This is a genomic window from Streptomyces sp. NPDC051987, assembly GCF_040680735.1.
Lineage (GTDB): Bacteria > Actinomycetota > Actinomycetes > Streptomycetales > Streptomycetaceae > Streptomyces.
In genome coordinates this window covers 22,477-44,707 of the sequence record NZ_JBFAXI010000065.1, presented here as the reverse complement: position 1 = coordinate 44,707, position 22,231 = coordinate 22,477, and the positions used below count along the sequence as shown (strand labels likewise).

The 22,231-nt window shown below is 72.7% G+C and carries 17 protein-coding genes and 1 pseudogene; 8 read left to right on the top strand and 10 right to left on the bottom strand.

Annotated features, from left to right (window positions below; translation table 11 throughout):
- On the bottom strand, nt 1-479 hold a 479-nt coding region (locus AB0M11_RS28740), incomplete at its 3' end, for an FAD-dependent oxidoreductase (RefSeq protein WP_365710487.1).
- Nucleotides 480-906: 427 nt separating this feature from the next.
- Here AB0M11_RS28740 and AB0M11_RS28735 point away from each other — a divergent pair.
- Entirely contained in the window at nt 907-1,467 is a 561-nt protein-coding gene (locus AB0M11_RS28735) for a GNAT family protein (protein WP_365710485.1), read from the top strand.
- 22 nt (nt 1,468-1,489) lie between these two features.
- Here the strand turns inward: AB0M11_RS28735 and AB0M11_RS28730 are convergent, their stop codons facing one another.
- From AB0M11_RS28730 to AB0M11_RS28700, 7 genes are all read right to left on the bottom strand, one after another.
- Complete coding sequence (locus tag AB0M11_RS28730; protein ID WP_365710483.1) at nt 1,490-2,815, bottom strand: cytochrome P450; 1,326 nt, start codon at nt 2,813-2,815, stop codon at nt 1,490-1,492.
- Nucleotides 2,816-3,419: 604 nt separating this feature from the next.
- Nucleotides 3,420-3,974: a Fic family protein gene (locus AB0M11_RS28725; protein WP_365710481.1), complete on the bottom strand. Its 555-nt coding sequence runs from the start codon at nt 3,972-3,974 to the stop codon at nt 3,420-3,422.
- Nucleotides 3,975-3,988: 14 nt separating this feature from the next.
- Nucleotides 3,989-4,339, bottom strand: a complete 351-nt coding sequence (locus AB0M11_RS28720) for a type II toxin-antitoxin system Phd/YefM family antitoxin (RefSeq protein WP_365710479.1) — start codon at nt 4,337-4,339, stop codon at nt 3,989-3,991.
- Between the two features lie 307 nt (nt 4,340-4,646).
- Nucleotides 4,647-5,270 carry a hypothetical protein gene (locus tag AB0M11_RS28715; RefSeq protein WP_365710477.1) on the bottom strand — a complete coding sequence of 208 codons (624 nt, stop codon included), beginning with the start codon at nt 5,268-5,270 and terminating at the stop codon, nt 4,647-4,649.
- Nucleotides 5,271-5,287: 17 nt separating this feature from the next.
- Nucleotides 5,288-5,779: a hypothetical protein gene (locus AB0M11_RS28710; protein WP_365710475.1), complete on the bottom strand. Its 492-nt coding sequence runs from the start codon at nt 5,777-5,779 to the stop codon at nt 5,288-5,290.
- A 20-nt stretch (nt 5,780-5,799) separates the two neighbouring features.
- On the bottom strand, nt 5,800-5,964 hold the full coding sequence (locus AB0M11_RS28705) for a hypothetical protein (RefSeq protein WP_365710473.1): 165 nt from the start codon (nt 5,962-5,964) through the stop codon (nt 5,800-5,802).
- On the bottom strand, nt 5,934-6,308 hold the full coding sequence (locus AB0M11_RS28700; RefSeq protein ID WP_365710471.1) for a hypothetical protein: 375 nt from the start codon (nt 6,306-6,308) through the stop codon (nt 5,934-5,936). The genes AB0M11_RS28705 and AB0M11_RS28700 overlap by 31 nt, the downstream gene beginning before the upstream one ends.
- Before the next feature lie 344 nt (nt 6,309-6,652).
- On the opposite strand from AB0M11_RS28700, the gene AB0M11_RS28695 reads away from it, so the two are divergent.
- From AB0M11_RS28695 to AB0M11_RS28675, 5 genes and pseudogenes are all read left to right on the top strand, one after another.
- Nucleotides 6,653-8,743: a fibronectin type III domain-containing protein gene (locus AB0M11_RS28695; RefSeq protein WP_365710469.1), complete on the top strand. Its 2,091-nt coding sequence runs from the start codon at nt 6,653-6,655 to the stop codon at nt 8,741-8,743.
- Between the two features lie 50 nt (nt 8,744-8,793).
- A complete protein-coding gene (locus AB0M11_RS28690; RefSeq protein WP_365710467.1) occupies nt 8,794-9,822 on the top strand; it encodes a MoxR family ATPase in 1,029 nt (342 codons plus the stop codon).
- Nucleotides 9,822-10,991 carry a DUF58 domain-containing protein gene (locus AB0M11_RS28685; RefSeq protein ID WP_365710465.1) on the top strand — a complete coding sequence of 390 codons (1,170 nt, stop codon included), beginning with the start codon at nt 9,822-9,824 and terminating at the stop codon, nt 10,989-10,991. Before AB0M11_RS28690 ends, AB0M11_RS28685 begins: the two co-directional genes overlap by 1 nt.
- 121 nt (nt 10,992-11,112) lie before the next feature.
- On the top strand, nt 11,113-13,257 hold the full coding sequence (locus AB0M11_RS28680; protein WP_365710463.1) for a transglutaminase domain-containing protein: 2,145 nt from the start codon (nt 11,113-11,115) through the stop codon (nt 13,255-13,257).
- A 102-nt stretch (nt 13,258-13,359) separates the two neighbouring features.
- Nucleotides 13,360-13,576: pseudogene (locus AB0M11_RS28675) on the top strand (LysR family transcriptional regulator); the annotation flags it as partial.
- 231 nt (nt 13,577-13,807) lie between these two features.
- Here the strand turns inward: AB0M11_RS28675 and AB0M11_RS28670 are convergent.
- On the bottom strand, nt 13,808-15,373 hold the full coding sequence (locus AB0M11_RS28670) for a protein kinase (protein WP_365710461.1): 1,566 nt from the start codon (nt 15,371-15,373) through the stop codon (nt 13,808-13,810).
- A 58-nt stretch (nt 15,374-15,431) separates the two neighbouring features.
- Between AB0M11_RS28670 and mycP the strand changes: the two genes are divergently transcribed.
- A complete protein-coding gene (gene mycP / locus AB0M11_RS28665) occupies nt 15,432-16,643 on the top strand; it encodes a type VII secretion-associated serine protease mycosin (RefSeq protein WP_365710459.1) in 1,212 nt (403 codons plus the stop codon).
- On the opposite strand, the gene eccCa is transcribed toward mycP, so the two are convergent.
- On the bottom strand, nt 16,625-20,572 hold the full coding sequence (gene eccCa / locus AB0M11_RS28660) for a type VII secretion protein EccCa (protein WP_365710457.1): 3,948 nt from the start codon (nt 20,570-20,572) through the stop codon (nt 16,625-16,627). The two genes, mycP and eccCa, sit on opposite strands and share 19 nt — an antisense overlap.
- 262 nt (nt 20,573-20,834) lie before the next feature.
- Here eccCa and eccD point away from each other — a divergent pair, with 262 nt between their 5' ends.
- The gene (gene eccD / locus AB0M11_RS28655; RefSeq protein WP_365710455.1) at nt 20,835-22,229 is read left to right on the top strand and encodes a type VII secretion integral membrane protein EccD; all 1,395 of its coding nucleotides are present in this window, start codon (nt 20,835-20,837) and stop codon (nt 22,227-22,229) included.
- The last annotated feature ends 2 nt before the right edge of the window (nt 22,230-22,231 follow it).

The window sequence follows — 22,231 nt, the reverse complement described above, 5'->3', positions numbered from 1 at the left end:
ACCCGCGAGGGCCCCGCCGCCAACGCCCGCCGCAGCCCCTCCGCGTGCTCCCGGGTCCGCACCACGAACACCCCCTCCAGCGCCGCCTCGGACTCCACGAACCAGGGCCGGGCCCGCACCCCGGTGGCGATCAGCACCCGGTCGAAGGGCACCTCACGCCCGTCGGCCAGGCGCACGTGATCGGTGGCCAGGTCCAGCCCGGTCGCCGGCACCCCCAGCAGCCACTCCGCGTCGAGCTCCCGCCGGCGCGGCAGGCGGGTCCCCCCGGCCGGCACCCACCCGGTCAGCACCTGCTTGGACAGCGGAGGCCGGTCGTAGGGCTCACCCAGCTCGTCACCGATCATCGTCAGCGACCCGGTGAACCCCTCGTCCCGCAACGCCTCCGCGGCCCGCAGCCCCGCCAGCGACGCCCCGACGACCACGATGCGGCCCTCACGCCGGAACGCACGCAGGTTGCCATCGGACTCCGGGTCGTACATCAGCGTTTCCTCCCCGGGCCTACGGAACGCCGCCGGGCGCCGCCGGAACGCCGCTGGAGCCGGCGCGCTCAGGCGACACCATGGAAAGAACGGAGCGAATCACCGAGCCCAGGCCGATCGTTCAACCGGTGCCCGACCCAGGAGACATCCCGAGTCATGCCCGGGAGACAAATGGGATACGAAAGCGGCGCTCTTCCGGATTGCCGTTTCGACGAAAAGCGTGCGGCACCGTGTGGCGCGGCGTGCCGGAACCGTAGGAGCACCAGCGTAACGACGGCGCCGAGCCAGGCCGGTCAGGCGTTGACCGACGAGACGGCCGCAGGTCCCTCGACGCTGCTCGCGCCGCACCTCCGACACGCCGTCGGACCCTCGCCCTGCCTCGGTGCGCCTCCCGGTCTCGCCCGCACCGCAGCTGATCAAATGGGGCATGGCATCGTCCTGGACCGGTGACCGGATCCGTCTCCGCGCTGTCGAGCCCGACGACTGGACGGCGTTGATGCGCTTCGCCGAGCACGGCGGGGGCCCGGGCAGCCGACTGGATCTGCCCCGGTCCGCCGAGAGCTACCGTGCCTGGGCGAGGGAGCAGGCCGTGGCCGACGGCGATGACGACCGCTTCCGGCTGGCGGTCGAGGCGACGGACACAGGAGAGCTGGTCGGCACCGTCGGCTCGCATCGCACCGGTCGTCGTTCCGGCTGGTTCGAGTGTGAGGTCACCATCGGCGCTGACCACCGGCGCAGGGGCTACGCGGCGGAAGCCGTGGCGCTGCTGCTGCGCTTCATGTTCGCCGAGCGGCGCTATCACAAATGCCTGGCGGCGATCTTCGCCCACAACGAGGCATCGCTGGCACTCTTCCGTCGCCTCGGCTTCACCGAGGAGGGGCGCTTGCGGGAACACGTCTTCTTCGCCGGCCGGCACCACGACCTCGTCATGATGGGGATGCTCGCGGACGAGTTCGACCGGCGACACACGACCGCCGGCGCACAGTGAACCAAGCACTGCTCCTACGGCCTCAGCCACGCGGGGTGGCGCGCAGCCGCAGGCCGACGGTCGCGAGACCTTCGAGGGTGGCGACCCGGTAGGTGGGCTCCGGTCCCGGCGGCTCGCTCACGTGGTGGCGGCGGGCGGTGTGCGCCGTCAGGAGCGTCAACACCGTCATGGCCAGCGCGGCTCCTTCGCAGCCGTGCGGCCCGGTGCCGAAAGAGAGGAAGACCCCTGGTTTCGCAGATCCCGCCGACGCCCCTGGTTCTTCGAGCCACCGCTCGGGCCGGAAAAGGTCCGGCTCGGAGAACTCCCGTGGGTCGCGGTGGGCGGTGTAGGGGCAGACGAGAACGGTGGACCCGGCGTCGATGGTGTAGTCGGCGAGCCGGGTCTGCCGCGGGGCACGCCGGGTCAGCAGCCAGCTCGGCGGGTACAGCCGCAGCACCTCACTCACCACGGCCTGGGTGAACCGCAGGTCGCCGAGGTGGGCGCTGGTCGTCGCGGCCGGATCCATGGGCAGCGAGGCGGCTTCGGCCGCGACACGGTCCGCTGCCCAGGGGTGCCGGGCCAGGTGGAGCAGGATCCAGCCGGCTGCCCGGGACGGGGTCTCGAAGGTGGCGACGGTGATCCCGGGGAGGGTGTCGAGGACGGCCTCTTCCGGTAGCAGGCCGTAGTGGGGGGAGGGCCGGAGCATCTGCCCCAGCACGTCGTCACCGAGATGGCCCGACGAACGACGCCGGCGCACGACCGGCCGCAGGGCGTCGGTGAAGGCGACTTGCTGCCGTGTGCGGAACCGCCGTGCCGGTGTGGGGATCCAGCGCGGCCAGATCCAGCGCGAGGGGCGTACGAGCACCTCCCGGGCCAGGAAGAGCTGCGCGGCGCGGGGCAGCAGGGCGGGAGCGTCCTCGGAGAAGAGGAAACTCACCCCGATCTCCGCCAGGGCGTGCCGGACCAGGGGCAGAACCTCGACGTCCTGGTCCGTGGGCCACTGGTCGGCGAACCGGGCGGTCCCCGGCGCGATCTCACCGATCCGGGCCGCGACCGCCTGCGCGCGCAGCCCGCGCATGCGGGCGGCGTGCGCGTGGGCACGCTCCTCGGGCGTCGGCGCTCCGCCCGACCGCTTCGACCGCGACCGCTTCAGCGGCGGAAAGAGCGGCGAGGGTGCCTTCGGAAAGTCCTGCGCGCGCCGCAGCACCGCTTCACACGGCCCGGCCGCGGCGGCCACATAGACCCCCGGCTCCAGCTGCCAGACGTCCCCGCACTCCTCGGCGCCACGACGCGCCATCGCCAGCCGGTCGCTGCTCCAGGCCGCGAAGCCGCCTTCGGGCAGCCGCGGCGGCTCATCCCTTGGGCCCATGAGATCGTCCCCGGCTCTCACATCTGTCCAGGCCGATGAGGCCGATGTGGCCGACAGCGCGACCGTAAGCCGACGGACGCCCTTGGGCGCCCGCCGCCAGTGCGCTCGCTCCTAGTCGTCGCCGGCGTACGCGTCCCATTCGTGGACGCCGTACGCACCGTAGTGGCGGGTGAAGAACAGCCTGCCGAGCAGCTTGGCGATCATGATGTACCCCTCTCGCCGGTCTGCAGCGCCAATAGCCACACAAGCCATACTGCCACGCACGGCATACGCCTGACATAGGGAATATCACCCCATTTATCAGGCTGAAATCACCGCTGATCGCCGCGCACGGTGCCCCGCGGAACAAGCATCCGTGTGACGCTCACTCCGCATCTTCGACTCCGAGCTGGAAGTGCCAGACGACCACGAGTGGGGGAGTCGTCCAGGGCGTCGGCCGATGCTTCGGGGGCATCGGTGCATGAGGTCCCAGGACATGTGCGCCGGGAGCAGATGAGGGCTGCTCGGCTTCGGCTTGATGCATCGCGAGGCCGGGGAACCGGCGTACTCTGTTTCGGCCTGACTCGCGCCGGGCGCCGCGCCTGCCGGTCGTGAGATGGAGGCCTCACCCCGTGATGGGGACGAGTTCGTCGAGCACCTGCTCCAGGAGGCTGTTGTCGCCGAGGAAACTCTTCACCGAGGCGTCCTCGTTGCGCTGGGGGTCCAAGCCCGACCAGTTCAGCTCGTATCCCGCGTCGGCGCTCAGCTGACCCAGGAACGCCCGCTGGGCACGACCGTTGCCCTCGCGGAACGGGTGCAGGACGTTCATGTCGCCGTACAGCTCGGCCAGCCGGATGACGAATTCCTGCCGGGGGAGATCCCGCAGATGACCGGAGGAGGCGAGACGGTCGAAGACCTCGTCGGCGTACGCCACCAAGTTTCTCGCCGGGCAGAACGGTGTGCGCTTGGCGATGTTCACAGTGCGTAACTCGCCTGCCCACGAGTAGATGTCACCAAAGATCGTTGCATGGAATGCCTGAAGATGGCCGAGGTCGTACGCACCGGGCAGGGGGCGTTCGGCGAGCATGACGAGGCGTGCCCGGGTGATGTCCGCCTCCGCTGCCGCCAACAACTGATGGTCGGTGATGCCGAGTTTGTTGCGCAGCACGCCGTTGGGCATGGCGTACGGATCGTTCACCCTGCCCGCCGCTCCGAGGTCTGCCGGTGGCGGGCGATCGCGCGGGCGACAAGGGTGTCCGCGTCGAGGTCGCCCTTCACGTACGCCTCGGTGTCGCGGTCGGATGCCTCAGAGGCGTGGAGACCCTCGGCCTCGATGGAGCCGGTGGCCGAGGCGACGGCCGCACGTCGCGCCGCCCGGCCGCTCAGCGCCTCGAAGGCCTCGACGGACAGAAGGACACCCTGGGGCTTGCGGTGGGCGCCGATCAGGACGGGGTCGGCGTCCGCGCCGGACTCCGACAGGTCACTCAGAATCCGCGACAGCCTCGCGCGCGCGTCGCTGACGGTCACGACTTCGGGGATCTCCATGCTGTCACCGTACCCATGTAGAGCCAGGATCCTGTACAGATTCTAGTACCGATTGCGGTGGGCGGGGTACCGTCAGACCCCGCCCGCCACAATGGCCGGGAACTGAAGTTCCGCAGGCGACCGTGGGTTCGTCCGTGCCATGCAGGGTGGTTCCTTCAGGCTGGAGTAAGCCGCCAGGGTCTCCAGAGGGTCACGCTCGGCGGCCTCGGTGCGCCGCTACTCGGTGCCGTAGGCCAGGCAGAGGCGGGCCGCGTCAGCCAGAGCCCAGGGCGTGGGGTTCCGTTGATCCCCATGGGATGTCGTCAGCTCAGTGCGTCAGGTCCAGCACGGCTGTGCAGTGCGGATCGTCCTCCGGTTCCTCGTAGAGTTCCCGCTCTCGCGAGCGGGAGAACACTTCCGCGATCACGGCCGGCCCTGCCTCCGCGAGCCGGACGTCGCAGGCCACGGCGTCGGGGTCCCCCTGGTGGCGTACGTACAGCCGCATCCGGCCCTTGCTCAGGTACAGGAAGCCGACCAGCAGCGACTCCGCCTTCTCCCGCTCTTCATAGCCCGGAACGGGGCAGTTCAGCGCGGTCAGAAGCATGTGTGCCCGGTCCTCCGGCAGCTCCTCGGCGGGCACCTCCTCCGCGAGCCTGATCAGCGGAGCGTCGAAGACGTGGTCCACCTGACCGCCGGAGTAGAACCGCACCCTGCCCGCCTCATGCCGCACGCGGCTGACTGCTTCCCACGGGAGCAGTACCTCGTCCTGCCGGAAGAGCGGGATCTCGTAGATGGTGAGGAGGTCGGTGACGGTCGCCTTCCGTCGGCCGAGCGCGATCCGCACGGCCGGCGTCCCGCCAGGGCTCGGGAGGACGCCGCGGACGCGCATCTTCTTCACGATCGGTGCTTGCGTGTAGAGGATCAGGTGGCCGGTCACGTCGGCTTGTGCCACGGCTACTTCCCACGGCGTCATTGCGGGTGTCTCCCCGCTCGGCGCTTGAACTCGACGGCAGACTGGTTCATCCAGTCGGGGCACTTCCTCATGCCCTTGCAGCAGGCGGTGTTGACACCGATCATCTGCCCGCTTCCGGCGTCGTACCGATCGTCCTGCGTACGCCGGGTGACCTGCGCCTTGACGATGATCTTCACCTGGGGGTGAGTGCCGTCGAAGGCGTAGCCCCAGTATTCCAGGCCCCCCTTGCCGTCGTTCTTGTCCGCCTTGCCGTTCAGAGGGGCGTTGACGATGCGGCAGGTGCGGATGTTGTGATTGCTGGAGAAATGCGCCCAGCCCAGTTCGCTGTTGCCGATACGGATGGGTATGTTCCGCCCGTCCAGGTCCTTCTGATGGCACTTCTTGGTCTTGTTCCAGTGGTGGGCATCGGCGTGTGCGGCTCCCGTCTGCCCCAAGGCCACGATGGCAGCCGAGAGGGTGACGAGCGACGCTTTCGTGATCCTCTTCATGTACCTGTCCCGCACACGTTTCAGAGCGCCCTCTGCTCCGGGTCGTTGGCCAGCTGGGTGAGTACGCCCGCCACCAGGGCGTTGAGCGTGATGGCCTCGGAGCCGGACCACTCGAACCGGTCTGTGGTGCCCGGGTCGTCGTGGGCCGCGCCGCTCAGGAGGGAGAATGCGTCCTCCACCAGCAAGGCCCAGCGCTCCTCCTTGGTCCGTCGTGCGCGTCCTTCTCGGCAGCGGTCTTCGCCAGCGCCCAGGTCCGGTACGGCTTGCGGTACCGCTCCAAAGCCTTCCGGGTCTCCCCTATCCCTAGCTCGGACTGGCGCTCCAGGTAGGTGATGCGCACCTCGATGCTGAACCACAAATCCTTGTTGCGGCGCAGCTCCTCGATGACGCGCAACTTCTCACCGTGGAGATGCATGTCACCCACCCGCACCTCGTCCAGACCCACCGGACGGCGCCTGATCGCCGTCGCCGCGACCGTGGCCGCCGTCGCCACCGCTGCCACCGCCTGTTCTTCCTCCGGCAGCACCATGCGGCTCCAGGGCAAGGCCTGACAGCGGCAAGGCCTGGCAGCGGCAAGGCCTGACAGCAACACGGCAGCCCCTTGCCCCGGCCGGACGGGGCAAGGAGTAACGCTGATCCACAGGTTGCCTTACGGGCTGTCAGTTCGCTTCGGTGACCGCTACGCTGAACCCGTCAGCTGAATCGGCAGGGCGTTCGACGGCCAGGGTGGGTGTCGTGGGAATTCTCGGGCGCTTCGCGAGGCGCTTATCGGGGCGCTTCAGCTCCTCACGGCTGGTCGGCCTCGGTATCGTCGTCACCCTGCTTCTGGGCACCGTCGGATTCGCCCTAGGGCATGGCGGAACCCCGCTGAGCATGATCACCGGTTCGGACGACGCATGGCTGCCCACGACGGGCCGCGGCGCCGTCAGCCTGGTCAACGGAGCCGCCGGCCGCACCGGTGTGGAGCTCGACATACCGGGCGCCAAAGGCCACGAGCTGACCGTACGGCAAGAGGCCTCCACGGTACTGGTGACCGACCCGGTGTCCGGCACCGTCACCCGGATCGACACCGATCAGCTGACCGCCGGGCCGGCCCTCAGCATCGGGCACGGCACCGAGGTCTTCCCCGGGCGGCATGTGGCGTACTTGGTCGACTACGCGGCCGGCACCGTCACCCGTATCGACCCGGTGAGCATGCGCCCCACCGCCGCCCCGTACCACGTGCGCGGCACCCTGGGCCGGCAGGCGGTGGTCGACACCAAGGGCACCCTCTGGCTGCCCGTGCTGAGCGACGGCACCGTGCTGCCCGTCGGGAGCACCGGCCCGGGGACGGCCGTGCAGGTCGGCGGCAAGGGCGCGGCGGACAGCCTGGTGATGACCCTGGCGGGCGGCACCCCGGTGGCGGTGGACCAGACCTCGGGCCAGGTCATGCCGGTGGGACGGGGCGGAGGCCAGACCATCGCGCTGCCGTCCGGGATCGCCGGATCCGGGGCCGACCTGCTGGTCCCGTCCAGCTCGGACACCACGACCGTGCCCATGGTGGCCAACCAGGGCGGCACGCCCGCCCTCGTGCTGACCGATGTCAAGGGCGGGACCTCGCATCCCGTCCCGCTCGGATCCGACGTCGGGTCGGACCGGCTCGGCGCGCCGGTCGAGGCCGGTTCGCGGGTCTACGTCCCCGACTACACCACGGGGCAGGCGCTGACATACGACCTGTCGTCGGCGACGCTGGGCGGCCGGGTCACCGTCACCGGCAAGCCCGGCCAGTTCGACGCCGAAGTGGTGGGCGACGTCGCCTACTTCAATTCCCCGGGGGACACCGGCGCCGTCGCGGTGGGGTCGGACGGCACCGTGCACCATGTCGCCAAGGTCGGTCAGGGCATTCCGGTCACCGACGGCCGGCACCGCTTCTCGGACGGCGTCGTACCCTCTCCGACCACCTCATCGACGCCGGACCAGTCGACCCGGCCCGCGTCCGTGCCGACCTCCGCCGCTCCGCCGGTCTCCGCGCCGGTCGTCACGCAGACCCGGGGCAGAGCGGGAACCGGGTCCGGGAGCTCGCCGGGGACCGGCGGCGGGTCGCCGCCGACGTCCGCTCCGCCGCATACCCCGAAGCCCTCCTCGAAGCCCACGACCGTGGATGTGGCGCCGCTGGCCCCGGCGGACGTGGCTGCCACGCCCGGCAGCGGGTATGTCGACGTGACCTGGAAGGCCCCGGCCTCCGGCGGCACCATCGCGGACTACCAGGTGGCGGTCGCGCCCCACGCGGGCACCCAGACCACGCAGTCCGCCACGTCGATCCGGGTCACCGGGCTGACCTGCTCGGTGAAGTACACCTTCACGGTCAGCTCGGTCGGCACCGACGGCCGCAAGGTACCGGCCGGCGCGGTCACCGCACACCCCTGCCGCGCCCCGGCCGCCCCCGCGGGCTTCACCGCCACCGTGCGGCCCGCGTACACCCGCGTGGTTGACCTGGCCTGGAAGGCGGTCACCGCCACGGGAGCGGGCTCGGTGCGGTACGTGGTGAGCTGGTCCGGAGCGTCGACGGGTTCGTCCACCATCTCCGGGACCAGCCTCACGGTGAGCGAGCTGTACCCCGGCCACAGCTACACCTTCCAGGTCAAGGCGGAGGACGACGCCGGCGCCGGCCCGGCCAGCAGCCGTACGGCGGTACCGGGAAGCAAGGACACCAAGTCCGTGACGATGCAGAAGGCCGTGAAGATCTACTCCAGCTACACCGAGGACTCCTCGGTGGCCTGGAGCGCCGCCAAGGGCGACAAGTACACCGCCTACTGCACCTACGCCAATGGCCAGAAGATCGAGGACGACGGCGCCTACAACTCCACCTGGATGTATGTGACGGACGGCCGGAGTTTCGGGTGGGCCAGCAAACTGTGGCTGCCGAACCCGGATGACGCGGACAGCCTGCTCCGCTGCCGGACGCCGATCGCCCCGGTGCCGTAGAGCGTGAGAACCCCGAGAAACCCGAGAATCCCGATGACCTCGAGGACCCTGTGACGAGCGACACTGCTTCCCCTGGCGCCGCCGCCGGCGCCGCCGCGCCCGTACCGCCGGCTCGCCCGCTGCCGCCGGAGGAGTTCGCAGCCCGCTTCAGGCGGCTGTGCGAGGCCGTCTGCCTGGTCGTCAGGGGCAAGCCCGAGACCGTCGAACTCACGCTGATCTGCCTGCTTGCCGAGGGGCATCTGCTCATCGAGGACGTGCCCGGGGTCGGCAAGACCACCATCGCCCGGTCGCTGGCGGCCGCCGTGGGCACCCCGTGGAGCCGCATCCAGTTCACCCCGGACCTGCTGCCTTCCGATGTCACCGGGGTGTCCGTCTATGACCAGCGCAGTGCCACGTTCGTCTTCCGGCCCGGTCCGGTGTTCGCCGGGGTGGTGCTCGCCGACGAGATCAACCGTGCCTCGCCCAAGACCCAGTCGGCGCTGCTCGAAGTGATGGAGGAGCGCCATGTGACGGTGGACGGCGTGGCGCACCCGGTGCCCGCGCCGTTCGTGGTGGTGGCCACCCAGAACCCGGTGGACATGGACGGCACCTATCCGCTGCCGGAGGCCCAGCTCGACCGCTTCCTGATGCGGATCTCCGTCGGCTACCCGGACACCGACGCCGAGGTCGCCGTCCTCAACGGACGCCGGGAAGCACGGCGGGTCTCCGACATCCAGCCCGCGACGAACGCCGCTCAGGTCCAGCAGATGATCCGCGCGGCCGAGTCGCTGTATGTCGCGGACGCGCTCTGCCGGTACATCGTGCGCGTGGTCGCCGCCACGCGGGACGTGCCGCAGGTACGACTCGGGGCGAGCCCGCGCGGCAGCCTCGCCCTGCTCCGGTCGGTCCAGGTACGGGCGGCGTCCCAGGGGCGTTCGTTCGCCACCCCCGACGACGTCAAGGCGCTCGCGGTGCCGGTGCTCGCCCACCGGATCCTGTTGACCACCGAAGGCCATGTGAAGGGCCTCACCCCCACGGCCGTGGTCGAGGGGGCGCTCGCCTCCGTCGAGGTGCCCCACGACGTCGAAGGCAGATCCTGATGAGGCTGACTCCGCTCGGGCGGCGTCTCACGCTGACAGCGCTGCTGCTGACCGGTGCCGGGTACGCCCTGGGCTACCCGGCGTTCGTCCTGCTGGGCGCGGGAGCGCTGGCGGTGCTGGCGGTGGCCGCGGTGACGCTGGCCGCCCGCCCGAAGGTGGAGCTGTCCCGGGAGGTGTTCCCTGACCGGGTCACCCGGGGTGAGCCCGCGGTCGGGTTGCTGACCGCCCGCAGCACCGCGCGGCGGCGGAGCGCCACGGTCACCGTGTGGGACCGGCACGAACTGGGCGGCAGGCAGGGGCGGATCGCCGTACCGCTGCCGCAGCTGCCCGGCCAGGGAGTCACGGAGTCGGGGTACCCGATCCCGACCGACCGGCGCGGGACCGCCCGGCTCGGCCCGCTTGACACCCGGATCAGCGACCCGTTCGGCCTGCTGGTCAGGGACGGGCAGGCCGCCGACCGGCAGACGCTGCTGATCCACCCGCGCACCCATCCGTTCGACCTGCTGGCCGCCTCCCGCTCGATGGACCGGGAAGGCGGCGGCGCCGAGACCGTCCTCGACGGCTCGGTCACCTTCCACCGGCTGCGGGAGTACGTGCCCGGTGACGACCTGCGCAGCGTGCACTGGCGGTCGAGCGCCCGCGCCAACAAATTGATGGTCCGTCAGAACGTGGATGTCACCCGGCCCGAGGTCACCGTCGTCCTCGTCACCGACCAGGCGGCCTATCCGGACCCGGAGATGTTCGAGGAGGCCGTCGAGGCGGCCGCGTCCGTGCTGATGTCCACCGGGGACACCCAGATCCCGGCCCGCCTGGTGACCGGCGAGACGATGACCACCGGACGCGGCGGCCCCCGCGACATCCGGGCCGCCCTGGACGAACTGGCCGCCGTCGAAGTGGCAGACGACGGCGGACTGCCCCGGATCGCCGACCGGATGCGGGGCGTGCGGTCGCGGGGCCTTTTGGTCATCGCATGCGGGGAAACCACCGAGGCCGACCTGGCCGCCGCCCGCCGGCTAGCCGTGGGGCACCGGCCCGCCCTGGTCGGCCGCTTCCGGCGGACCGCCGGGGACGAACCGGCGGCCGAGGAGCCCGCGCTCACCGTGATCGACACCGCACTGGCCGCCGACTTCTGCCGCCGCTGGCAACGGCACGCGGCGGCCGCGCTGTGACGCGGGCTTGGGCGGGGAGTTCGGGTGCCGTCCGTCGGTTCGCCGTGGGGCGGCTGCTCGCGTCGGTCGGCTGCTTTCGGCGGGCCGCTGGGGATGAATCGGCGGCGGAGCGGGGTGCGCTGTGACGCGGGCCTGGACCGGCAGCACGGTACTGCCCGCCGTCGTGGCCGTCGTGTCGGCCGCCGCCTCGGGACTCGCCTTCGACGGGGCCGTTCCGGTGCGCACCCTGCTCCCGTTGTGCGCGGTCGCGGCCCTTGTGCCGGGCGCGGTGGCGGCGCTCGGCAGATGCGCCGCACGGCGGCGCGGCGTGACGTTCGCCGTCACAGCCGCCGCTTCTGTGCTGGCCTGGGCCGCCCTGCTGCCGCTCGCCGCGCGGGCGCTGGCCGCGCCCGGGACGGGGCCCCGGGGCTGGGCGGCCATGGTCGCCGGGCTCCCCGGCGGCCCCCGGCAACTGCTGGTCAGCTCGCTCCCGGCACCGGTGACGCCCGGACTGCTGCTGTTGATCGGCACCCTGGTCTGGTGGGCGGCGGCAGGCGCCACCGAGGCGGCGGTACGCGGCGCCGGGCCTCTGACGACGCTCTGCGGCCCGGCGGTGGTGCTCGCGGCCGGCACCGCAGCCACCGTGCCGGCCGCGAGCCCCGGCTCGGTGCCGGCGGCGGCGCTGCTGCTCGGCGCCGGGGTCGTGCTGCTGGCCGCCCGGTCGGCCGGTCCTCGGCTCCCGGCGGCGGCCATGGGCGTCGCGCTGGCCGCCGTCGCCGCCTACGCCGTCCCGGCGGCGCCGGGCCTCGGCGCCAGGCCGGCCGCCGACCCGCGCCGCCTGGTGCACCCCGCGGCCAGCCCGTCCGCGCTGGGCGACGCGTTCGGCCAGGTGGCCGCCTGGGTGTCGGCGCCCCCGCGCACGCTGTTCACCGTTCGGGACGCAGGGGATGCGGCCGGGGGCCGCGTCAACACCCGTTGGCTGGTCCTCGACCGGTACGACGGCACCGGCTGGACCTCGTCCGCGCTCTACCGCCCGTCCGGCAGCACGCTCCCGGCTGACGCCGGCGCGGACACGGCCACGGACGCCGGACCGTCCGTCACCGTCACCCAGCGGATCCAGGTGTCCGGGTTGCCCGGGCCATGGCTCCCCGCAGCGGCCACCCCGCGCCACGTGGCCGGCGCCGAGGTCTCCACCGCGAGCCTGGGCGTGCTGGCCACCGACGACGGCAGCGCGGCCCGCGGCCGCACCTACACGGTGATGTCCCGGATCCCGCGGCCCACCGTCGCCGGACTCGCCAAGGCGGTACCCGGCAGCGGCGCGGACCTCGCCGCCGACCTCGACGTCCCGGCCGGACTGCCGCCGAAGCTCGCCGCGATCGGCACTTCCGCGATGGCCGGCGCGAGCTACCCGTACCAGCAGCTCATCCTGCTGCAGAACCGGCTGCGCGGACTGCTGGCCTACGACACGCGGGCTTTCCCCGGCCAGGGTTACGGGGCGCTGGCACTCGCGGTGACCACCACTCACCGCGGCAGCCAGGACGTCTTCGCCACGCTCTTCGCGCTGCTCGCCCGTTCAGCCGGCTTTCCGGCCCGGCTGGCGGTCGGCTTCGGCCCCGGACACGCGGTCGGTGACGGGCGGTACGAGGTCCGCACCACCGACGCGCTGGTCTGGCCGGAGGTGTACCTGTCCGGGCTCGGGTGGTGGCCGTTCTACCCCGTGCCGTCGGCGGCCGGCCGGGTGTCGGCGTCGTCCGTCGGCGAGTCCGCGCAGCAGCAGTCGCTGGACGAGCAGGTCGCCGCCGCGGGCCAGCCCGGCGGCGCCCGGCGGCAGGCACCGGGGGCGCACGCCCGGCCGCAGGCGGCCAGGCCCGCCGCACACCGGGCATGGGGGCGGGACGCCGCTGAAGCACTGGGCGCGCTGGCCCTGGCAGCGGTGGCCGTGCTGGCCGTACGCGCCCTCGTACCCCGGGTGCGCCGGATGACCCGGCGCCGGCGCAGACGGCGCGACCCGGATCCGAGCCGCCGGACGGTCGGCGCCTGGCACGACGTGATGGAGTCGGTCGAACGGCGCACCGGCGAACCGGTCGAGGCATGCACCGCCGCCGAGATCGCGGCCCGTGCGGCGGCGGGCACGGCGGCGGAGCGGCGTGACCGGGTGGTGGCATTGGGCGTCCTGGCCGAACGGGTGGTCTTCGCCGAGGGGAACTGGGGTCCGCTCGCCACGGTCACGGACGCGGCGGAGGCCTGGAGGGTTGCCGACGAGGTGCGTCGGCGGTTCAGGCGATGACCTGACGGGGCTGTCGGGGCCGGTCGGTGGGGCGGGGCCGGGGCCTCCGGGAGTGGGGGTACCTCCGCCGAAGGCAGGGGGCGTCGCTGGCTCCGTCCCGGCGGCAGCTACCCGGAAGGACCACGGAGCAGAGGTACGGAACCTGACACAGCTCTTCCAGCTGATCGCGCTCGGCCGCACCGTGAACACGCCCGAGTCCGCCGGCACCGGCCTGCGGCGGGATCTCGCCGCCGTGCCGGTCCTGGATGCTCCGCCCGTGACAACAGTGATCGCTTGGCCGTCGCAGAGCCGACTTCGCGCGGTCGCCGACCTGATCCGCGCGGAGCAACATTCTTCGACGCAGGGCCGTCACACCGGCGCTGGGCGCCCGCGACAAGGACGCTGCCGGGGACGAACGCCGGTGAGGGGACGGGGTCGGGGGCGGAGGGTCGGGGTCCTGGACGCTGACGTGTATGTGTGTGCGGGATTCCGGGCACCGCTGCGGACGACCCGTCACGCACGTGAATGTACGGTCCATGACCCCAAGCCCGGAGCCCCCGGCCCCGGCCCCTCAGCCGGAGACCGCGCACACTGGCTGGGTGAGCGCGTAGCCAGGCGGGCTCCCGGCGGTGCCGCGTACGACCGTTGTCACCCGGAAGCAGAAGCTCTGGTGCCGCGCGAGGCCGCTGAACTCGACGCTCCGGCCGCCGGGGCCGGCGGTCTGGTCCGAGGCCGGTCGGTTGTTCACCTGGGCCACGACGATGAACTGCGTGATGCCGTCAGTCCGTTGTGGGCTCTGCCAGCTCACCAGCAGCCGGCCGCCGTCTTCCGGGGCGGCCGTGACCTTGGTCGCCAGGTACTTGTCCTGCAGCGGTTCCGTCAGCAGGGAGGCGGAGAGCGTGGGCTCAGGCCGGGACGTGGCCATGGCGCCCGCCGTCGTACCGTGCCCGCGGGTCGCCGCGCCCCACACCAACCCTGCCAGCAGCGCGACGACCGCGAGCCCGACCAGCAGAGCGAGCCCGAGGTAACCGCCACGCGACGCACGGGCCGTCGCGGCCCCGGCTGCTGACTCCGGTGCCACGACTTGTTCCGGGGCGGAGACCGGAGCGGCACCAGTCCCCGCGGGGTCGGGTGTGGGCGCGGCCGTCGTGGCGGTGGGTGCTGTGGCGGTGGGTGCTGTGGGGGGTGCCGCCGGGGCGGCCGGCTGTGTGGTGCCGGTCGAGGCCAGGACTGCGGCCGCCGTGCCCGGCGCGGCCGTCGTGATGGTGGGTGCCGCCGGTGTGGCCGGCTGTGTCGTGTCGGGGTCCGTGCCGGTCTCCCGGCGGGCCGTACCAACCGCAGCAGTCAGCGTTTCGTGGAGTTCGGCCAGGTCCGGTCTCGCCGCCGGGTCGACGGCCATCGCGCCGTAGACCGCGGCCGCCAGGTCGGCGGGGACGTCGGGTCTGGCCAGCCGGGGCGGGTCGCCGCGCAGGACGCGGTGGTAGAGGGCCGCCTGGCTCAGCCGCGCCTCCGCGGCATACGCGGCGGTACCGGCCAGCAACGTGTAGAGCGTGGCACCGAGTTGGTAGACGTCCGTGGCAGGGCTCGGCGTCTGCCAGCCGAGCGACTCCGACGGTGCGTGGACGAGCAGCGACGGCGGTACCGTCATGCCCGCGACGGTGCGCAGCGCACGCAGCACGCCCATGCCGCGCAGCAGCACCTGGGACGACGGCCCGTCGAGCCAGATGTTTCCCGGCCGCACGTCGAGGTGGAGGACGCCCTTGCGGTGGGCGGCGGACAGCACGGACGCCAACTCGACGCCGACGCGGATTACTTCGTGTACCGGCAGTGGCCCGCGCGTCGCGAGCACAGTCGCGAGGTCGGGGCCGTCCGGCAGTGCGGTGGCGAGGTACGGATGCCCTTCGGGTGTGAAGCCCGTGCTCTCTTCGGCGAGCAGCCCTGGCAGGCCCCGTAGCCCGGCGCCCGGTGCGAGCGCCGACTTCAGCCGGCGGCGCTGCTGCCGGTCGGCGACCACGGGGTGATATACCGTCAGGAGAAGGTCGTCGTCCGCCGTTTCGGTATGGGCCCGGTAGCTGACGCCCAGTTCGTCCTCGGCGAGTCGCTCTTCGGCGACGATTCCTTCCGGCGCGTCAGGCACGCTCTACCTCCGACGGATACCGTTGGCCGTGACACGAGTTTATCGAGGAGCTGACCGCGTGCGATCTCTGTCCGGGTACATGCGGCTGCCGCAGGCCGTCGGCTCGGCCGCGTTGCTCGCCGCTCTGCTGGCCGTACTGCCGCCGCTGCCCACCGCCGCGTACGCCGACCTGCCGCCCAACACGGTGTGCCAACTGCCCGCCACCAGCTCGTACACCGGCCGCCCGTGGGCGCAAGCGCGGCTGGACTTCGAGCGCGCCTGGCCGCTGACCACCGGCGGCGGCATCAAGGTCGCCGTGGTCGACACCGGGGTCGACGCGCGGCAGCCCGCGCTCAGCGGTCATGTGCTGCCGGGGATCGACGAGGTCAACGGCAACCACGCGGACACCGACTGCGACGGGCACGGCACTCTGGTGGCCGGCATCATCGGCGCCAAGCGGCGCACCGGCATCGACTTCGCCGGGGTCGCGCCCGACGTCACGATCCTCCCGGTCCGGCAGGCGGACAATCACGCGGACGGCACCACCGATCACCTCGCCGCCGCCATCCGTGACGCGGTCGACGACGGAGCCCAGGTGATCAACGTGTCGATCGTGGCGCCCACGCCCACCCGCGCGCTGGTCGCCGCCGTGAAGTACGCGCTCGCGCAGAAGGTGGTCATCGTCGCCGCTGCCGGCAATGACGCCCAGCAGGGCGATCAGCCTCAGTACCCGGCCGCTCTGCCGGGCGTGCTCTCGGTGGGTGCCATCGGCGCTGACGGGCAGCCTGCCTCCTTCTCCTCCACGGGCAGCCCCGTCTCGGTGGTCGCGCCCGGCGCCGGCATCGTCGGCCCGGGAGCGGGTGGCACCGGCTTCGTCAGCAACCAGGGCACCAGTTTCGCGGCCCCGTACGTGACCGGGGTCGTCGCGCTGGTGCGCGCGTATCTGCCGCACCTGACCCCCGCCCAGATCGTCCACCGGATCGAGGCCACCGCCGACCACCCGGCCGGGGCGCTGCCGGACCGCCACTGGGGCTGGGGCGTGGTGAACCCCTACGCCGCGCTCACCGCCGTGCTGCCCGAGGAGGGCGGTGCCAAGGCCGTCGCGCAGGCTCCCGGCCAGGCCCGGCCGCAGCCGGTCCGTGCCGTCCGCGACCGGACCGCCGAGACGGCGCTGGGCCTGGCGGGCGGCGGCGCGGCGCTGGCGGTCCTGCTGCCCATGGTCGCGGTGGCGGTGCGCAGGATACGGACCCGCGACGGCACGGTACCTGTCTCTCATGGCGGCGGCAGGTAGGCGGTCTGGACGAGGCGGCTGCCGCCCCGGCGTCCGACGAGGAGCCCGCGCCCCGGCGGTAGCCGGACCGGTTTGGCGTCGCCGAGGAGGTTGCCCTCGTCCTTGCTGCCGGACAGCAGGATGCCGGGCGCGCCGTACTCTCTGACCCGTTGGAGCACCGGGTCGGTCATCAGGCCGCGGCCGGCGCCGCCGCTGGCGCGGGCCAGGATCAGGTGGAAACCGATGTCCCGGCTGTGGGGGAGGAGTTCCAGCAGCGGGAACAGCGGGTTGGACTCCCGGGTGCCGACGACGTCGTAGTCGTCCACGACCAGGTACAGGTCGGCGCCCGACCACCAGCTGCGGTCCCGCAGTTCGGCCGGGGTGACATCGGGGCCGGGCAGGCGTTCGCGCATCGCCGTCGCGAGAGCGGAGAGCGTGGAGCGGGCCAGGTCGGCGGAGTGGGCGTAACCGATCAGATGGTCGGTGGTGATGGCGCCGAGCAGAGTGCGGCGGTAGTCGACCACGACCAGCCGGGCCTGTTCCGGGGTGTACGTGGTGGCGATGCCGGTCGCCAGGACGCGCAGCAGGTTGGACTTGCCGGAGGCGCTGTCGCCGAAGACCAGGAAGTGCGGTTCGGCGTCGAATTCGGTGTAGACCGGTGCCAGGTCGTCCTCGGCGACGGCGTAGGGGATGCCGGTCAGTTCCGGCGGCACCATGCCGAGCAGCCGGGCGTGCGGCAGTTCGGCGGGCAGCAGGCGTACCGACGGGGCCTTCGGTCCGGACCAGGCCGTGTCGAGGGCGGAGACCAGCCCGCGCACCCCGTCCACCAGGCCGTCGGCGGTGGCCAAGCCGTCGATCCTCGGCAGTGCCGTCATGAAGTGGCTGCCCTGCCGGTCCAGGCCCCAGCCCGGTGTGTTCAGTGGGACGTTCTCGGCGGCGCGGCGGTTCACCTCTGACTCGAAGGGCTCGCCGAGGCGCAGTTCGAGCCGGGTGCCCAGCAGGTCGCGGAGGGCGGGCCGGAAGTCGGCCCAGCGGTTGGTCGCGACGACGACATGGATGCCGTAGGCGAGCCCGCGTCCGGCGAGGGTGGTGATGGGGCCTTCCAGCGAGTCGAACTCCTGACGGACTGTCGTCCATCCGTCGACCACCAGGAACACGTCACCGAACCGGTCCCCGGTCACCTGGCCGGTCCGGCGGGCCTCCCGGTAGGCGGCCATCGAGTCGATCTGGTGCAGGGCGAACGACGCCTCACGGGCCTCCAGCAGCGAGGTCAGCTCGGCGACGGTACGGCGTACGACGTCGGCTTGGAGCCGGGTCGCGACGCCGCCGACGTGCGGCAGCCCGGCCAGCGGGGCCAGTGTGCCGCCGCCGAAGTCGAGGCAGTAGAACTGTGCCTCCTGAGGGGTGTGGGTCAGTGCGAACGACGTGATCAGGGTCCGGATCAGGGTGCTCTTGCCGCTCTGGGAGGCGCCGACCACCCCGACATGGCCCGCGCTGCCCGACAGGTCGGCCACCAGCAGGTCCCGGCGCTGCTCGAACGGCCGGTCGATCACACCGAGCGGCGCTGCGAGAGCGCCGCATCCGGGCCACGCGAAGGCCCGCAAGCCGTGCTCCGGGTCCTCGGCGAGCGGGCCGAGCAGGCTGTCCACGGTCAGGGACTCGCCCAGCGGCGGCAGCCACACCTGGTGGGCGGCCGGTCCGGCGCCCCGCAGCCGGCCCACCACGACCTCCATGGTCTGGACGGTGGCCGCGCCGTCGGGCTCGGCGGCCGCCGGCTGGTCCGGCACCTGCACCGGCACCGGCTCGGCGGTGTAGGGGACGATCTGCTGGACGAGCGCCGCCGGCACGGCGCCGTGCTGCGCCCGGCGGTAGGCCCCGGAGACGTATGCGGCCTTGAACCGGATCATGGAATGGACGTCCACCTTGAGGTAGCCGTTGCCCGGTTCACCCGGCAGTTCGTGCGCGTCGGCGACACCGAGCACGATCCGGCTCTCCATCGCAGAGAACGTCCGCAGGCAGATGCGGTACGACAGATGTGTCTCCAGGCCGCGCAGCCTGCCTTCCTCCAGCCGCTGCGAGGCGAGGAGCAGATGGACTCCGAGGCTCCGGCCGAGCCGTCCGATCATGACGAACAGCTCCGCGAACTCCGGCCGCACGGCGAGCAGTTCGCTGAACTCGTCGACGATGACGAGCAGGGTCGGCAGCGGGGTGAGGGTGCCGGCCTCGCCGTCCCGTTGCCTGAGGCGTTCGTAGTCGTGGATGGAGGTGAGATTGCCGGCCGCGCGCAGCAGTTCCTGACGGCGGACGAGCTCGCCGCGCAGGGCGTCCTGCATACGGTCGACCAGCGGCAGTTCCTCCGCCAGGTTGGTGATCACCGCCGAGGTGTGCGGCAGCTCCTCAAGACCGAGGAAGGTGGCCCCGCCCTTGAAGTCGGCGAGAACGAAGTTGAGTTCCTCCGACGAGTGGGTCAGCGCGAGCCCGGTGACCAGGGTCCGCAGCAGTTCGCTCTTGCCCGAACCCGTGGCACCGATGATCAGCCCATGCGGTCCCATGCCGGCCTGGGCGGCCTCTTTCAGGTCCAGCTCGACGGGGGTGCCGGTGGGGTCGACCCCGATCGGGATGCGCAGCCGGTCCCGTACCGCCCGGCGCTGCCAGCCCAGCTCCAGGTCGAGTTGCTCCACATCCGCGATGCCGAGCAGGGTCGGCAGGTCGTACTGGGCCTCCAGGGGGCGCGGCGCCTGGGCGTCCTCGCCGGTCCGGTAGGGCGCGAGCACCCGGGCCAGTGCCTCGGCCTGGGCCGGTCCGAGCGTGTCCGGACGGCCGACCGTGCGCCGGCTGTCCCGGCCCTGCGGGTCCTTGCCGATCATGAACAGCTCGTCGGGTTCCGCCGACAGCCGCAGCAGGTTCCGGTCGGTGTCATGCCCGACGGCCCGGGACAGGTCCACCACGGTGACCCCTTGGGCGTCGCCCACCGCGAGCTGTGCGTCGTACGGGACGAAGCCCCCGTCGATCACCACGATCAGGTGCGAGCCGCCGCCAGGGCCGCCGGGCTTGAACCGGGGACGCTCGGCGAGTTCCGCGCCCATCAGGTCTTCCAGATCGCCCATGTCCTCGCTGATCAGCCGGACCGGCCCGGCTGCGTCGCTGGCCCGCGGATGATGGGCGTGGGGCAGCCATTTCAGCCAGGCCCACTCGGCGAGCCGGGCGGGCGAGGCGCAGACGGCCACCCGCAGGTCCTCCGGGGCGTGGAAGGTCGCCAGCTGGCAGAGCGTGGCCCGGACCAGGCCCCGCACCGTCTGCTCGTCGCCGTCCAGGTCCACTCGCGAGTATGTGCGCAGCGCCACGGAGATCGGCAGCGCCGGGACGTCGGCGTGGGCCCGGATCAGGCTGCGCAGCGCCGGGGCGGCCACGATGTCGAGGTCCTCGGCGGGCTTGGTGTCCGGCGGGATCAGCCGCAGGGACAGCCGCTGTGGCCCGGTCGCGATCCGGACCACGCCGAAGTCGGCGTCGCCGGCCCGCCGTTCCCAGCGCCGGCTGGTCATCGCCAGCGACCACAGCGCGTCCGGCTCGGGATGGTTCCAGCTCAGGGCCTCACGCTGACGCCGGGCGGCGGTCCGGGCCCGGCGCCTGACCTGACCGAGATAGCGCAGGTAGTCGCGCCGCTCCCCGTCGATCCGCCGCCGCCGGTCGCCGCTGCCCCGGCCGAGCTGTCCGAACATCATGCCGACCGAGGAGAGGGCGAACATGCCGCCCACGAGGTAGGTGACGGCGCTGCCGCCGACGCCCACATACATGAAGGCCATGGCTCCGCCGCCCAGTGCCATGGGCAGGTAGGTCAGCAGCTGGCCGAAATTGCCGCCCTGGTGCTCCGGGAGATCGGGGGGCGCGGCGAGCAGCAGTTCCCCTCTGGGGGGTTCCGGGCCGGGCCGCCTCGGCGGTCGACGGAACATGACGGATGCCAAGCGGGCGGCCCTCCAGCGTCGGCGGCATTGGTGCACCTGCGGGCCGGGCCATGCTAGAGCACCAGACTGGGAACCGGGCAGGCGGAACGAGTCACGGCCCGATCGCTGATGGTTCATCAAGAAGTGTGTCACGTAAGGGGGATGACCGTGGCCGCAGGCGTCCAATGCGTCACACGCGTCGGTTAAGCTGCCCGGCGGCGAACCGGCGGAACACGGGACCGGCGGTGGCTCTTCCGGGGAGGGGTCGGGGTTGGTTACGCAGTCCGGGGCCGATCTGTGCCGAGTCACCCTGGCCGCGCCACGCGTACGGCTCGATGTCGCCCTGCCCGCCACGGTGCCGCTGGCCGGTCTGCTGCCGGCCCTGCTCGGACTCCTCGGCGAAGACGCCGTCGAAGAGGGCGCCGCCCAGGGCGGCTGGCTGCTGCAACGCGTCGGCGAGTCCCCCCTGGACCTCGAACGCAACCTCACCGCCCTCGGCATCCGGGACGGCGAGGTGCTGTACGTCCGGCCGCGCCAGGACGCCCTGCCCGCCGTCGCGTTCGACGACCCGGTCGACGCCATCGGCACCGCCCTGCGCGACGGCGGCCTTCGCTGGAGCCAGGCGGCCACCAGCGCCACCGCCCTGGCGGCCGCGGCCGTCCTGGGACTGGCGGCGTCCGCGTCCGCGCTGCTGACCGGCCCGCCCTGGACCTGGTCCGCGGTGGCCTGCGCGGTGACCGCGGTCCTGCTGACCGGTGCCGGCGCCCTGGTCTCCCGCGCCTACCGCGCGGCCGCCGGGACGGCGCTGACCGCCACCGCCACCGGCTTCGCCTTCGTCGCCGGCCTGCTGGCCCTCGCCGGAACCCGTACGCTGGGCCGGCTCGCGGCGCCGCAGCTGCTGCTCGGCGTGGCCGCGGCGCTGGTCGCGGCGGTGGCCGGGGCCGTCGCGCTGAACCGCATGGAAGCGGTCCTCACCGGGATCACCGCCGCCGCCGTCCTCTCGGCGGCCGGGGTGCTGACGGCCATGGCAACCGATGCCGTAGCCGGCGCCGCCGTCGCGGTGACCGCCGCCCTGGCCCTCACCCCCCTGGCACCCCGGCTGGCCTACCGGGCGGCGGGCCTGCCACCGCCCGCCCTTCCGCTCACCGCCGAGGAACTGCGGGGCCACGGCGAGCCGCTGTCCGGCGAGGACATCACACGCCGGGCGCTGGCCGCCGACCGGGCACTGACCGCCCTGGCGGGTGCCACCGGGGCGGTGGCCGCCGGGTGCGCCGCTGTCATGCTCGCCGGCCGCGCCTGGACGGGCGACGAATGGGCGGCCACCGTCATGTGCGGGATCTGCGCCGTGCTGCTGGTGCTGCGTGCCCGGTTGTTCGCCGGGCTGGCCCAGCGGCTCTGGCTGCTCGGCAGCGGCCTGGCGGTCCTGGCCGGCCTCGCCGTACGGCTGACGTCCTGGTTCGGGCCGCCGGCCATGCTGCTGGTCGTGCTGTTCTCGCTGGCCGCCACCGGCACGGTGCTCGCCTGGGCGGTCAAGCCGGAACTGCGGGTGGCCGCCCCCTGGGCCCGCGTGTCCGACCTCGCCGAGCTGCTGGTCACGCTGGCCCTTGTGCCGCTCGCGCTGCAGCTGCTCCACGCGTACTCCGCCGTCCGCGCGCTGAGCGGCTGAGC

What these genes read in the sequence shown, in the direction of transcription:
- AB0M11_RS28735 (WP_365710485.1), top strand. Translation starts at nt 907, where the DNA reads ATGGCATCGTCCTGGACCGGTGACCGGATCCGTCTCCGCGCTGTCGAG.
- AB0M11_RS28730 (WP_365710483.1), bottom strand. Translation starts at nt 2,815, where the DNA reads ATGGGCCCAAGGGATGAGCCGCCGCGGCTGCCCGAAGGCGGCTTCGCG.
- AB0M11_RS28725 (WP_365710481.1), bottom strand. Translation starts at nt 3,974, where the DNA reads ATGCCCAACGGCGTGCTGCGCAACAAACTCGGCATCACCGACCATCAG.
- AB0M11_RS28720 (WP_365710479.1), bottom strand. Translation starts at nt 4,339, where the DNA reads ATGGAGATCCCCGAAGTCGTGACCGTCAGCGACGCGCGCGCGAGGCTG.
- AB0M11_RS28710 (WP_365710475.1), bottom strand. Translation starts at nt 5,779, where the DNA reads ATGAAGAGGATCACGAAAGCGTCGCTCGTCACCCTCTCGGCTGCCATC.
- AB0M11_RS28700 (WP_365710471.1), bottom strand. Translation starts at nt 6,308, where the DNA reads ATGGTGCTGCCGGAGGAAGAACAGGCGGTGGCAGCGGTGGCGACGGCG.
- AB0M11_RS28695 (WP_365710469.1), top strand. Translation starts at nt 6,653, where the DNA reads ATGATCACCGGTTCGGACGACGCATGGCTGCCCACGACGGGCCGCGGC.
- AB0M11_RS28685 (WP_365710465.1), top strand. Translation starts at nt 9,822, where the DNA reads ATGAGGCTGACTCCGCTCGGGCGGCGTCTCACGCTGACAGCGCTGCTG.
- eccCa (WP_365710457.1), bottom strand. Translation starts at nt 20,572, where the DNA reads ATGTTCCGTCGACCGCCGAGGCGGCCCGGCCCGGAACCCCCCAGAGGG.